At 63.1% G+C, this 12372-nt stretch carries 8 protein-coding genes; 1 reads left to right on the top strand and 7 read right to left on the bottom strand.

Annotated elements, in window-relative coordinates:
• Nucleotides 1-2: 2 nt before the first annotated feature.
• The 6 genes from IPP98_03325 to IPP98_03300 all read right to left on the bottom strand — a co-directional run bounded on the left by IPP98_03325 (nt 3) and on the right by IPP98_03300 (nt 10268).
• Nucleotides 3-1154 carry a hypothetical protein gene (locus tag IPP98_03325; protein MBL0178142.1) on the bottom strand — a complete coding sequence of 384 codons (1152 nt, stop codon included), beginning with the start codon at nt 1152-1154 and terminating at the stop codon, nt 3-5.
• Nucleotides 1155-1765: 611 nt separating this feature from the next.
• Nucleotides 1766-2278, bottom strand: a complete 513-nt coding sequence (locus tag IPP98_03320; protein ID MBL0178141.1) for a thioredoxin domain-containing protein — start codon at nt 2276-2278, stop codon at nt 1766-1768.
• Nucleotides 2279-3082: 804 nt separating this feature from the next.
• Nucleotides 3083-4216 (bottom strand): hypothetical protein, encoded by a 1134-nt coding sequence (locus tag IPP98_03315; GenBank protein ID MBL0178140.1) that lies wholly within the window; start codon nt 4214-4216, stop codon nt 3083-3085.
• A 29-nt stretch (nt 4217-4245) separates the two neighbouring features.
• The gene (locus IPP98_03310) at nt 4246-8781 is read right to left on the bottom strand and encodes an RHS repeat-associated core domain-containing protein (GenBank protein ID MBL0178139.1); all 4536 of its coding nucleotides are present in this window, start codon (nt 8779-8781) and stop codon (nt 4246-4248) included.
• 81 nt (nt 8782-8862) lie between these two features.
• Complete coding sequence (locus tag IPP98_03305) at nt 8863-9552, bottom strand: response regulator transcription factor (GenBank protein ID MBL0178138.1); 690 nt, start codon at nt 9550-9552, stop codon at nt 8863-8865.
• Entirely contained in the window at nt 9552-10268 is a 717-nt protein-coding gene (locus IPP98_03300; GenBank protein ID MBL0178137.1) for a hypothetical protein, read from the bottom strand. Before IPP98_03300 ends, IPP98_03305 begins: the two co-directional genes overlap by 1 nt.
• Nucleotides 10269-10726: 458 nt before the next feature.
• On the opposite strand from IPP98_03300, the gene IPP98_03295 reads away from it, so the two are divergent.
• Nucleotides 10727-10978, top strand: coding sequence for a hypothetical protein (locus IPP98_03295; protein MBL0178136.1), 252 nt, complete (start codon nt 10727-10729; stop codon nt 10976-10978).
• Between the two features lie 485 nt (nt 10979-11463).
• Here IPP98_03295 and IPP98_03290 read toward each other — a convergent pair whose 3' ends face one another.
• A complete protein-coding gene (locus IPP98_03290; GenBank protein MBL0178135.1) occupies nt 11464-12342 on the bottom strand; it encodes a TIM barrel protein in 879 nt (292 codons plus the stop codon).
• Between the last annotated feature and the right edge of the window lie 30 nt (nt 12343-12372).

Raw genomic sequence — 12372 nt, 5'->3', positions numbered from 1 at the left:
TCTTAGCGGTCCACTCGAAACGTGACCACATGCTCCAGGCCGTCACCGTCCATCTCCACTGCCCAAAGCACCCCCGATTCAACAGCTACCAAACGAGCATTGCCGGGAAGGGTGACACGACGGGTGACCTTGCCAAGTGGATCTCTTGCCACCCAGCGGTGCTCCCGTCCGACCCTGGTCTCTTCAAGCCAGGCGGAGCCGTCATTGGCCACGATCGCTGCGACGACGGGAGCGTAGTAGGAGGGCGCCTTCATCCGCCTGAGAAATTCACCCGGGTCGATTCGGAGAAGTGCTGCCCGCGCTCGCAAGGCACTATCCGCGATCGATGGCGGGATTGCCAGCGGCTCAAATGAGATGAATGCCTCCGCCGGCGCCCGTCGACCCGCACCGACGATTCGCATCGAGTACCGCTTGTCTCGCCCTGCCTGCATTCCGAAGTCAACCACCAGGCTCAGGCTGCCATCCGGGGAGTATGCGGTGAGCGGTTCGGAACAGAAGGGAATGGTCGCCTTCCGCGTCTCTGTTATCTGCGTATGGCACACCGGCGTGGCATGCCGTGCGAGAAGCTCAAGGAACGCCCCCGTTGCAGAGACTCGGAAGATGTACGCCCCCTCGACAGGCAACTGCGGGTGCCACGATGGGAGGGTGCCTTCCCCTTGGAGTCTCCCCGTGAAGATCACGGACCCATCGGGCCGAAGCGCCATTGGCATCGTCTGCGCCCACCCACGAGTCCCGTCCTGCGGCACGGCAAGAATCGGATAGGGGACGATTCGTGAGACTCCCAAATTCGCCCCGATGATCGTGAATCTCCTGAGTACCGGATCCTCCACCCAGAAACCATCTCCGAATCGGCCCACCCCGCGGATGGCTTGGAACTCCCCCGGTCCACCGCCCTTGCGTCCGATCGAAGCGACCCGACGCCCTGCCCGGTCGAAGACCAGAACCCGGAAGTCCTGAGGCTGGGTGATCATGATCACGCCATCGCGTCCCACCACGAGACTCCCGATTTCCGTGAGCCCCTCGGCCGCGGCATCGATTCGGAGGGTTCGTTTCGTCGTCATTTGTTGCCCGTCGAGTCTTCCAACGGAAGACACGAGCATGAGCAGCGGGATGGCGCTCCGAAGGAACACGGTGTAACTACTGTTGCGCGGCATGGAAAACCCTGCTGCTAGGACGTGGGTATTGGAGCAGCACGCCGGCAACCAATCATGTCCGGCGTCGGCGCTCCTCTGCAAGCGTTTGGGTGTCAGAATCCGGCACCGCGAGTCGCCCGGTGTGCTACTAGGAAATATGCTACGTTGCGGACGTAGACCTCGCGGTCCAGCCGAATTGCCGGCCCGGAACAATTCGCCGGACTGTCCGGCTTCAAACCACGTCGTTTGCACAGACTTCCCACCGGACCGTTGTCCGGCGGGAAGCCGTCATCTGCACCTACTGACCAGCGGAAACACGACCCTAGTTCTTGGTCCCCTCACAGGTCACATGATTGCCCGAGCACTGAGTCCCGTAGACCGTATACCCCGGGCAGTTGGCGTTGGTGCAGACATAGTCGCTGCAGTCGGGGTTCACGTCGAATGTAGCGCAGAACAATCCTTCGGGTTCCTCCTCCGCCATCAGCTGTCCGCCAGCGACGAGAGAGGCAACGAGTGCAAGGACTGACGTGAGATTGGTACGCGACATTATTGTAGACTCCGGAAAAGGGGGCGAATGGTGTCCACGGTGAGAAAGCGTGATGGCATGGCTCACCTCCATGCAACGAGACGTGCTACTGTCGCCGCAGTCCGAGGCTATCCAGCAATCGCTCGAACCGCTCGCTCGTCGGAGTCGTCGGCAAGAGCAAGCCATTCACAATGATGACAGGCGTCCCCCGGGCGTCCAGTCGGTCGACCAGCGCCAGGTCACGTTGAAGGGTCTTGTCAAAACGGTCGCTCGCGAGGCATTCATTGAAGGCAACGGTATCGATGAGCCCGGCCCGGCGAGCAATGTCGGCGAATGAAATCAACCCGATCGAATCCTGATGGGCATACGCTGCCTCATAGAAGGATGGGAACCGCCCCTCTTTACCCGAGCACTCCGCTGCAATTGCGGCTCTGCGCGCGAAGCGATGGTACTCCAGTGGCCAGTGCTTGAACGTCAACGCGATCTGCGCTGGATACCGCCTCAAGAGTGGATCGAGGACCTTCTCTCCGAAGCTCTTGCAGGCCGGACACTCAAAATCACCAAACTCAACCACCTGGATGCGCGCGTTGGCTGGTCCAATCCTGAGGCCAGAGTCCACGAGTGTCTCCCACCCGTCCACCAATTTGAGTGGTTGCGCCCACGGATCTGCTTGGCTGCCGCGCGACGTACTGAACCTCCGTTCGACCAGTAGCGCAGTACTCGTCACGGCCGAGAGTACGGCGGCCCACATCAGTACGGTCGAAGCTCGTTCGGATGCTTTCACGAAGTGGCCTCAGGGAGGGAGTGCCGCGGGCACCGGCCGCTCATAAGGTCTAGAGACGGCGCAACCACAGTCTGCCCACCAAGAGGATATGGCTCGGCAGCTCGCACGTACACTGGGGCAAACCCTAGGGGAAGCGCCTCAAAGAATCGACATCGCGCCGCTGTTGGGCCGCTCCGCTGGTGATGCCCTTAAAAAGCTGGTGCGTCAAGCCAATGGAAGAGGAACAGGACTGTGAATTTCCACAGGAATCCTGTTCTGATCGCTTTCTTCGAGACAGGGACGGCGCGACGGCGAGTCACTATTCGCAATTCCCGTCGACACCTGGGTTAGTGCCAAGACTCCCTTCCCCATGCCGATTTCCCATCGAGTGCTCCCACCGGTAGGCGCGTTACCGCAGGCCCCTCACCCCGCCGCGCCAACTTGTCTGGCCGTAGCCCGACCCCGCGTAGCTCGCGTCAATCTCGCCCGCAGAATCGGCGATGGCAATCAGCTGCCCCGCCCCATCGGTCACCGCCTGCAGCCGCTACTGCGGCTGTGAGATACTCGGATTCCGGACGGCGAGAAATGGCCTTCTGGTGTCGGTGATTGCGGCAAAGAATCGCACCACCGACCATGGCTAGTACCGTTCACCTTCCACTGCTATCGGACCTCGCCGCGCAACTCAGGCGGCAGCGCAAGGAACGTCATCACGTCCTCCGCTGCCACGGAAGTGCCGGAGAATTCCTTCAGCATGCGCCTGAACGTGGCCCGATCGAACTCCACTTCAAGGAGCGCCAACACGTGAAGCCCCACAGCAGCCGCACGCATGTCGTACCGCACATCCCGCTGGAACCGCTTCAATGGCGACGGCGAAAGTCGCTTCGTCATCAACGGGAGCAACCGACTGTACAACCCGGGGTCGGTCCGCTTGACGAAGTCAGCTCTCATTCCTGAATGGATTCCCCAGAACAACCATTCGGGCCCAATATCGTAGGTTCGCCAAAGCCCCCCGACCCAGCAACTCGCCACAATCCGAGCTACCTCGGCTTGAAATAGTCCATGATCGCGCGGCATAGCGCCAAACAACCCGGATTCGGTCAGCGGCAAGAGCATGCCGGTCCACGGATTCTCCCGACGTCGTTCCGCTTCGGAGATGACCATGACCTCGGTCACCCCTGGTGAGCCATACTCTCGCTCCAAAGCACTGAAAACGGTGACGATCTGCTGAGCCACCGCGGACCGATCGTGAGACAACGCCGCAGCCATGGCGGAAAAGCCAACGTTGACACCATCAATCTCCAATGTCTGTGCAGGGACGGCGGTGACGGCGCCCCACACCCTGGCCGATGGTGCGGCGGGCGCAGGGAGCCCCAGAAACCGGACGCCCGTTACCAACTCATCGGTGATCCAACGAATCGTCGGGAGCGGTCGTTGGGGACTTGGGCCGCTCCCAACCAGGGTCGGAAGATCGTCCGGGACATAGATCGGCAAGCGCGCGGCCCCCAGCCGCATTTCAAGGCGGACAATCGAGCCATCCCACCGGGAACCATCTCGGAGCGAGAAGACGATGAGCGGCCCCTTCCATCGGCCGATACTCGCAGCAGAGGATTGAATCGCATCCAGCAGCAGCGGGCAATGCCCCGCTCCGAACACTAATTCTGGCGCATCGACCTCAGCATCACTTGCGATGGTGAAGGTGACGTCGAGGACAACGTCGCCGTCCTCGTCACCGGGCAAGGCCTCGACGTTGATCTCCTGGATCCACGGATCACTCTGCATCGAATACTTTTCCATATGGTCAAGGATCTGCAGGCGTACAGGGCCTATGGTCTAGGCCCTATTGTAGGCCCAGGAATTCTCGGTGCTAGCGGACTATTGACGCACGACTCGACAATGCAGGTTATTCCTCTGTAGGCTCGTTGCGTCGGAGGCACAAGGAACTCGATGGCTCCCACGATAATCGCCGCCGGCCCCACGAATCGAAGCGCTTTCCCACCTATTCCGGTGCCAGCAGCGGATGGGCCAATCATTTCCGCAATCTTCTCAATGCTCTTCGGCGCCGGACCACCGGTGTTCTGAATTCCCGAGACCCACTTTGCACCGCGCAGCACTGGAGAAAGCGCATCCTTACTCGTCCCGAGGACCTCAGGTGCGATTCCGGAGGGGACTTGTACACCTCGGTTCTCCAGCGCCTGGCCAGCGAACTCCACGAGCGCGCAAGCGAGGTATCCGAGCTTTCGAGCACGAGCCATGAGGCACGGGTCTAGCCCAAACGGATCCCGCCACGTCGCCGGGTTGTTGCCATTGTACTCGTACAGGTTGATCCCACCCGCCACGCCGATCGGATCTTCCTGCAGCCAGCGCCCCGTCCCCGGATCATACGCCCGGTTGCGGAATTGCTGCAGCTGTCCCCACTGTGCATCCGTCTCCCACCGCCGGGGCGAAAAGGTCTGTCCCCGTGTCATCACACCAGCCCCGCGCCAACTGGACTGTCCGTACCCCGACCCCGCGTAGCTTGCGTCAATCTCGCCCGCCGAATCGGCGATGGCAATCAGCTGCCCCGCCCCATCGGTCACCGCCTGCAGCCGCTTCTGCAGCTGCCAGGTGTTCGGGTTCCGGAAGATCAGCAACAGCGGTTCGTCGATGCCCGGCGCCTGCACGAAGAACCAGCCGTTGCTCGTCCGCACCACATTGGGTCCCACGAAGGTGGACTGGAATCCATTGCACGGCTGCGCGCTGCGCCCGGTCCCATCCCACCGGCAGGTGTTCCACGACGTATCCCTCGCCCCGAGATTCGAAATCTCTCCACGACCCACCAGGCGCCCGAGGTTGTCATACTGCCACTGCTGGCGGACGTCGGGCCCGGAGGGCGTAACCGAGTGCCGTTCCCACATGCCTCCGTCGGCAGCGTAGACGTAATCGCGGCTGGTGGCGTAGATTGCCCCGCGCAGGGAGTCCTTCTGGCTCACCAACCGGTTGCTCGCGCTGCCGATTGTGTATTGCTGGATCAGGGTGTTGTTCTTTGCCGCGGTCCGGTTGCCCGACTGGTCGTACCAGAGGGTGTCTGTCGTGACGTCCTGGCGCTGGATGACCATGGCGCCGAGCCGATTGAATCGGTTCGAGCTCCGATCCGGGAGCCACCCCTGACAGGTCATCCCTGCGGTGACACCAGGATCGTAGTTGGTGTCACAATAGGTGTACTGGCCAATGACCCGCCCGGTCACGTCGACACTGTCCTGCGCAAAGGTGGCCTTGAACCGATTGGTGACGACCCCCGACGCGTTGTCGGAGAGCACGCGCCGCACCGTCCCGGCCCGGTCGTAGTGCCACGTTGCCGTCATGCTGGCGTACGGGTAGATGATGCTCCGACGCCGACCGAGCGAGTCCCAGGTGAACTTCCAGATCTCGCTCCGCTGCGATCCATCGGTGACCCACCAGACGCGCATCGAATCGAGGTCGCCCGTGCGTCGCATCCAGTACATCAACGAGTCGCCGTTCTGCCACGCAATGCGCTGGAGCCTGCCGACCGAGTCATAGGTAAAGCGCATGGAGTCCGCCAACATCCCAGGCGGCGATCCAGGGATCATGCGCTCGGACTTGAGGGCCCCATTCTCAAAATACGTGCGTTGGACCGTTCCAATCCGACTGACGCTGGTCAGCATGTTGCTGATCGAGTCGTAGGTCGTCCGGATGGTGTCGGCAAGCGCCGTTCCGATCAGGGAGTTCAGCGTCTGGACCCGCTTCGGGACCAGCACGACGGAATCTCGGTCAAGGATGTCATAGGCCATCGTCACGAGACTATCGATCCGGTTCCGGTGCCCGACCACGAGACCTGCCGGGTCGTATCGAGCGGAATCCTTCGCACCCGCTTCGTCCAGATCGGCCACCATCAGTCGACGCAGGTCGTATCGGTAGTTCTTCTCGACACCCCGAGGGTCCCGCAGTTTGGTCAACAACCCATTGGTGTAGGTGGCGATCGTGGTGTCCACACTGTTCGGCGGATTCAAGGCATCGACGGTGAGGTCGGCGCAGATGAACTCCCCGGTATGGCACGTCCAGGCCGTCGCCCCGGCGGCATGGGGCCGAATCAGGTGCGTCTGCCGATCCATGGCATCCCAGAGAAAGCTCCTGACCTGCCCCAAGGCGGACGTATCGCTCGTAATCCGCCCGTCGCTGTCGCGCGCCTGACGGGAGATCGCCCCGCTGGGCGACTCGATCCGTCGGATGTTGCCGCTGGCGTCGTAGCCGAGGATTGTCGTCAGCGAGTCGACGATTTCGCCCGCGATCGACTCCTTCCAGATCCCGACCGCGCGCTCGGCGATCGTCCGGACCTGCCCCCGAACCGAGTCATCGGTGGCCGCGTAAGCAAAGGACGTGACGTGCCCACGCGGATCAGTGATCGTGCTGGTGAGCCCGAGGGAGGTATAGCTGTACATTGTCGAATCGCCGGCAGGCCCCTTCATCTTCGACGGGGAGTCGGGCGCGTTGCCATCAGCATACGCCCAGCTACTCCGGAGCGTCGGGAAGGCACGGCTCCCCCACGTGCTGTCGGTCAGCGTGAGGAGGTTCCCGCGCGCATTGTAGGTCATGATGGCGCGCCGACTGTTCGGATACTGGATGCTCGTGACGAGAGCTGGTACCACGCCGTCATCTCGGCCGTACCGCGTCGCCATGCCGAGGGCATCCCGGCTCTCGCTCGGGCTCCCCCACTTGGTCACATGAAAGACGGCGTCGTCCGCGATCCCGACCCGCGGCCCGAAGACCGTCGTCACCGCTTGCGCTGTGTCGCCGGCGCTAATCCCGCTGCCCCCGTTACCGGAGTAGCCCGCCGCCTGCCAGGGCGTGAACTTCGTCACCGCACTGTCCGCCCCACCCCCCTGCTTGGTGTAGTAGAGGCGCGCCTCCTCGACGAGACCATGCGACCCATACACGTACCGGGAGATCCCACCCCGATCGTCCTCAGTCGTTGAGGGGCGGTTGCTCCCGTCCCAGACAAACTGCTGGTAGGTCCCGTCGGGCCATCCCCAGTGGATCAGATTTCCCGACCCGTCGATGGTGGCATTGACCCCCTTGCCGGCGGACACGATGACACTGTCGAGGATGCTGCCGGACCACGCGAGGCGGATGGTGCGGCCGCCGCTCCCGGCCGGCGGGACTCTGACGCTGTCGAGCCGGGTCGCGCTCGCCCAATAGAAGGTCGTCACCTGATTGGCGCGGTTGATCGTGCGCACGTGCCGGCCGGTCGCGTCATAGACGACCTGGATCCCATGACGGAGCGTACGCGTGTATTCCCCGCTCGCGTAGACGATCGTGTCTCGATACTCCGCCGGCGGGGCCACCCACCGGGTCGAGGTGACTTGCCGGTAGAGGGCCGCCGACCCGTCGCCACCCACCCACATCAGGTGATTGGTGCCCGCCGGCTGACTGAAGACCAGGCGCTCGACGCCGAGCCACTCCCACCCGGTCCCCATCGGCCCATTGGCCCGGTTGACGACGAAGAGGTTGCCGGACACCGTGGTCGCCGCGGAGTCACTCCCTGCCACTGCCCAGACGGCGAGCTCGTAGGGGTAGATACCCGTCGGGCGACTTCCACTCGACCAACCGAGGCTGATTTGTTTGCTCGCCCCCGTCCATCCGGCATAGGTCACCGTGGTCCGAACGGTGTCCATCACCTTGAGGACGGCGCGGACGCGGTCCAAACTGGGACTCCCGCCGCCGACCACGACGTTGGCCGAGACGATTGGTCTGGGACTCGCCGTCGCGCTGTTGTACACCAAGGTCATGGAGCGACTGCGCTCCAGGGTCGTCAGACCTGGCGTGCCAAGGGAGAGCACCTGATGCCCACACGACCAGGCACCGATTCCTGACGTGGCCGTCAGGCAGCGCCCATAGTCGGCGAGAGAGTCTGCCTGGCGAGGTTGGGAGACCGTTGGGGCCGTGACTTGGAGGACGTGCACTGGAATCCAGCCGTAATCGGTTGCAACGCCAGACGCCGTGAGCGTCACCGTGCCAATACCGCTCCCCACCGAGGCGGTGATGGACACGGAGACCACGCCCGACTCATACTGGCTCAACGTGATCGACGGCTCGTCGATGCTGCACGCATCGAGCATCCCCGACGTGGTGCACTCGAGGCTGTAGGTCGTGGTCCCAGGGTAGGTACTGGAGACTGTGAAGTTGGCCAAGCGGCCACCGCCAGACGACAGGGTCAGGGTGTCGGTGCCTTTGGGGGTGACTTCAACCCAGGCGGGCGTGCGAAGCTGGGTGCGCTGCTGGGCCGCGGCGGTCGCTGGGAGCAGGGCGGTGATGAGGGCCAGCAGGTGGGGTCCGCGCAAGGTGATCAGGCACTTTGGAATCACGCGATGCTCCGAGTTGGCGGGATGTATGCAGTCTCGGACCGCTCCCCAGCCAACCGCACTACGGAATTCCCTAGGCGAGAATTACCCTGCCTCCGCATTCAGATAGTCCTCAAACCAGCGCATCAAGGCGAGCAGTGTCACACCGCCGAGCTTTTGCCGGAGGGTCCGGAGGTGGTACTCGATAGTTCGTTCATGCAGGTCCAGTGCTTCAGCAGCAGCCGCCATGGTCGCGCCATCTCGGAGGAGCAGCAGGATCTCTCGCTGTCGGTTGGTGGGACGGACCAACCGGTCGGCACCGGGGAGTCGCGTGGGAGATGCTGGGGCTCTTGAGGGCGCGATCCGATGCACACCTGGACTGCGGTAGGTCTTTCCGGACGCGACGGTTGCCATGGCAGTCTGAATCTCGGCAATTGAGGCTGACTTCACGAGGAAGCCACGCGCACCCGCGCTCAGGCTCGCCTCCATCAAAGCGAACTCGGAGTATCCCGTCAGGACGATGAAACGGACCTCCGGATAGTCCTCCACGAGGTCCGGCAACCACTCGAGCGCATTGTCCGACCCGACTGCCAGATCGAGAAAGACGATGTCCACAGGACCTCCCTTCGCGCCAGCTCGCCGCAGGGCGGCGCGCAGCACCGGCAGACTGGAGACGGTACTGATTTCGCGCGTCTGGTCCCGCAACGCGGTAGCGAGAGATTCCGCCACGCCCACGTGATCATCGACGATGATGACCTTTGGTTTCCCCGGGAGTGGCTTCTCCACATCGAGCATTATGGCTTCCCGGCCAAAGAAATGAGCACCCCCACCCTGGTGCCTGAATCTGGCGTTGAGTCAACCTGGAACCGCCCCCCAAGCAAACGAGCCCGCTCCGCCATCGACAAGAGACCAAGGCCGGCGCCCTTTCGTCCCTCCTCGGCCACGAAGCCGACCCCCTCATCGGTGATCACCAGCTCCACCAGGTCAGTCGTGCAAGTGAGGCAGATCTCGACTTCGCCGGCCTTCGAATGCTTGATCGCATTCCGGAGTGCTTCCTGCGCGATACGGAACAGTCCCAGCTGCGCCTGCTTCGGCACTAGATGGGACTCGCCGCGCACGTGCACGGTGATCGCGATGCCGGCACGTGACGCCATCTCGTCACCCAGCACCTGCAGCGCAACCTCAAGTCCGCGGAGATCAACCAGGGAAGGGTGAAGCTGCCGTGCGACATCGCGAAGTTCATCCGCGAGCTCGGCAAGCTCATCTCCGTAGTCGTTCGCATCTCCGTTCGAAAGTGCGCGTAATCCTCGGCTGACGGCATCCAGCCGACCAACCATGTCATCGTGCAGTTCGCGAGCGAGGGCTGCGCGCTCCCTGTCTTGTGCCTCAATCAGCCGTCCGGATAGGGACTGCCGAAGCCTCAACAGTCGTGACTGCTGCACCACGGCCGTTCCAATAATCGTCGCAAGCAGAATTGTGCCAACGAGGGTGAGTGTGACAACCAAGATCATTGGGTGTGCTCCCGTCCTCGTCGAGGCATTGGCAAGAGCCCACGGAGGATGAAACCCTGGCCCCCTACAGCGAGGCACAACCGCATTGCGTATAGAACGCGCACTGTCGCCCCGTCTGTGCTGCCCAGAGTCCGTGAAACCAGTGCAAGGAACGTTGTCGGCCCCCCGATGAGGAGCAGCCCGGCACCAATCAGGAAGGAGGCGTCACGCCATAGAGACACGCCTGCGTGCCCAGCGCGATAGACGATTGAGTGTGCACCGACCCCGACCAGCACCATCCCATGAATCGCACCAGCGTACGGAGAATACTCCGCCGGGGTCTCAGTGATTGCCAGGACCATAGCGATAACCCCGAGGTAGGCGAGCGCGGCCGCTCGCCATAGCGCCCTGGCGCGCCGTCCGGTGACGACCCCGGCCGCAATCCAGAGCGCGAGCACGCCACTCGGAGCAAACCACAAATGGGCGGCAAGTTGACTGTTGTGCTGCGTCGTTCGGAGAACATGTTCGACAATCCCCGCAATCGCGGCGACCCCGAACCAGAGTGCCGCAAAGCGTTCCGGCAAGCCGAGATGATGCCATCGCACAAGGCCCACGACGAGCCCGGCTACCTGCATCGCCAGATAGCAGAGCGCCAGCATCGTGAACCACATTGGTACAGTCATTCGTCGGGCGGGCAGTCCCCGTTCAGGGGGCTTGAGCAGTCACAGTAGGGTGGGCATGGGTAGGCCTGCTCCTCGACCCCGGTCCCCGCGGTCCCTGTCACGTCGCCAACGTCCCCGAGGATGTCCTTGCCATTCCCGTCTGTCGCCACCATCACGTACGTCCATTCACCACCAGACTGCATCGCGAGGTAGATGCGGATCCCTGCGACACCCGGCCTGCTCAGCAACCGGTCGAACGCGATACGATCAAAGCGCGCGGCCCGCATTGCGTCGGGGTGCGACTTCCGCCAGCGGGCAGTCAATGCGGCAGCGTCCAGAACGGAAATGGTGTGACGGTCATTCGTCATGGTCGTGGCGCTCCAGAGAGGCGATGAGAGGGTCAGGAATTAGAGAATAGACCCCCCCCCCGGAATCGGAAGCTGGCGGTGTGGTTTTCCATAGGAAACCTGTAGACCATTGCAGTCTGCTGACCGGAGCGATCACTCAAGCGGCCTGACCCTTCGCTACGCTCAGGGCAGGCATGCGCGGCTGTACTACACCGTACACCGGTCCCGCGCCTCCGTTAGCGCCACTTCCTTGTCGCCGCGCGGCGAGAACTCGTGCGCCAGCCACCCCTGGAAGCCCGTGTCCGCGATCGCCTGTGCAATGGTGCGGTAGTTGAGCTCCTGCGTGTCGCCGATCTCGTTCCGCCCCGGGTTCCCCGCCGTGTGGTAGTGCGCGAAGTACTTCCCGTTGGTGCGGATCGAGCGGATGATGTCGCCCTCGCTGATCTGCATGTGGTAAATGTCGTACAGCAGTCGCACGCGTGGCGAGTTGACCTTCTCGGCGACGGCAATCCCGTACGCCGAGGTGTCGCCCTGGAAGCCGCGGTGATCGACCCGCGAATTGAGCATCTCGAGGATCACCGTCACCCCGACCTTCTCCGCCAGCGGCGCGATCTTCGCCAGCCCCTCCGCGCACGCCGCGATCCCGTCCTCGCGGCTGATGCTGCCGGCGTTGCCGAACATCGCGATCACGTTCGGGATCCCCTCCTTCGCCGCGGCCGGCAGCACCGTCTCCAGCTCGCCGAGGATCAGCGCATGATTGGCCCGGTCATTCAACCCACGACTGATGAAGTCGCCGCGGGTGGTGGAGTTCGAGGTCGAGATCTTGAGCCCATGCTTCTTGACCGTCGCCCAATCCGCCGGGTTCACGAGATCGACCCCGCCGAAGCCGAGCTTCACCAGCATCTGGCAGAACTCATCGTAGGGCATCCCGCCATACGTCCACCGGGTGACCGACTGTTTCAGGCGGCCCACCCGCGGCGCCGACGGTGCGGCGTGGATGGCATTGGCGTGCGAGATGCCGGCGATCGTGGCCGCCGAAGCGGCAAGGAAGGTGCGGCGGGAAGTGGCCATCGGGCGGGGCTCCATGCATTCGGGATATCGGGGGCGCAGCATGCT

The organism is Gemmatimonadota bacterium (assembly GCA_016720805.1).
Lineage (GTDB): Bacteria > Gemmatimonadota > Gemmatimonadetes > Gemmatimonadales > GWC2-71-9 > Palsa-1233.
Note: the sequence above shows the minus strand (reverse complement) of the source record. Positions and strands in the feature narration are given on the sequence as shown.